This is a genomic window from Rhizobacter sp. P2_H3, assembly GCF_056403355.1.
This window is the reverse complement of the sequence record NZ_JBFUFQ010000474.1, coordinates 1-1479: the sequence shown is the minus strand read 5'-3', so window position 1 is coordinate 1479 and position 1479 is coordinate 1. Positions and strand designations below refer to the sequence as shown.

Here is a 1479-nt window from a genome sequence, read left to right as displayed (position 1 = left end):
GGTGCGGGAGCAGGCGCCGGCGTGGGTGCAGGGGCCGGCGCTGGCGTGGGGGCAGGAGCAGGCGCAGGCGCGGGTGCGGGAGAAGGTGCCGGCGCAGGTGCAGGCGCCGGCGACGGAGAAGGCGCGGGCGCCGGGGCCGGTGAAGGCGATGGCGCAGGGGATGGCGCGGGCGAGGGTGTGGGGGCGGGCGCCGGCGCAGGCGCCGGCGTGCCCGTCACGGGCCCGAGTGCCGAGCCGTCGGTGTTGCCGCCGGCCCAGGTGGTGTCCTGCGACCCGCCGCCGCAACCGCCCAGCAGCGCGGCCGACACCGCGATGAACAACGGGCCCAGGCCCGCGCCGGCTCTCATGGCTTGACCGTCAGCTTGCCGACGCCGGCTTGCGCCTGCACCGCGGCCTTCACCGACGCCGCCGGCAGCAGCGCGCTGCGGCTGTACGGCACCGTCCAGCCCACGTCGTTCGAGAAGCTGCACTGCGACATGTTCAGCGCCGCGCCGTTCAGCAGCGAGCCGGCTTCGGTGATCGCGCCGGTCTTGCTCGACGAACCCGGGTTCTTCATCACGCTCGCGCAGCTGTTGGCGCCCTGGATCTCGAACACGTTGTTCTCCGAGATGATCTTCGCCAGGTAGGCCACGCCGATGCTGTAGCCGTACGGGTAGGCCGCGTTGGCCGTGCTGCCCTGGTACAGGTTGTTGTAGACGTGCACCTTGCCGAAGCGAACGCGCGGCGCGCGCTCGGTGATGTTGGTGAACAGGTTGTTGTGGAAGGTCACCGTCAGGTGGCCGTTGTCGGAGGTCTTGCTGTCCGACGAGCCGATCAGGTTGTTCTTGTCGTGTTGGTCGAAGACGTTGTTCGAGATCGTCACGTAGTCCGACCCGTTCTTCACGTCCAGCGAGCCGTCATGGCACTGCTTGCGCTTGCCGTTGACGACCGGCAGCAGGTCGTCGGTGACCGGGGAATCGGTGAACCGGTTGTGGTCGATCCAGACGTGGGTCGAGTCGTCGACCGTGATGCCGTCGAACTCCGAGTTCCAGTTGCCGCTGGAGCCGTCGTTCGGGTCCCACAACGGCGACACGTCGCACGGGTCGATGATGGTCAGGTTGCGCACGATCACGTTGTCGACGCTGTTGATCTTGATGTTCGCGTTGACCAGGCCCGCGGTCGCGCCAACGCCGATCAGCGTCGTGTTGCTGCCGAGCTTCAGCTCGCCGCGATTGGCCTGGTCCGAGGTGCTCTTGAAGGCGCCGCCGTTGTCGGCTGCCGCCATGTCGATGCGGCCGGTCACCTTGATGATCTTCGCGCTGTCGCCGCCCGCCTTGATCGCGGCGAGCAGTTCGGTCGCGGTGTCGACCTTGTAGATCGCCGCGGCCGCTGCATTCGAGCCGCCGCGCGTGCCGCCGGACTGGCTGGCCCAGCCGGTGGCCGGGGCCACCTCGGTGCTGGCGTCGGCCGACGGCGCGGGGGCCGGAGCCGGTGCAGGCG

The 1479-nt window shown here is 69.6% G+C and carries 1 protein-coding gene and 1 pseudogene; both read right to left on the bottom strand.

Going from position 1 to position 1479, the window contains the following annotated elements; all coding sequences use genetic code 11:
- Nucleotides 1–347: pseudogene (locus AC1D1T_RS32440) on the bottom strand (hypothetical protein); the annotation flags it as partial.
- A partial coding sequence (locus AC1D1T_RS32435) for a pectate lyase family protein (protein ID WP_477829201.1) occupies nucleotides 344–1479 on the bottom strand: 1136 nt, incomplete at its 5' end. The gene AC1D1T_RS32435 and the pseudogene AC1D1T_RS32440, both read right to left, overlap by 4 nt.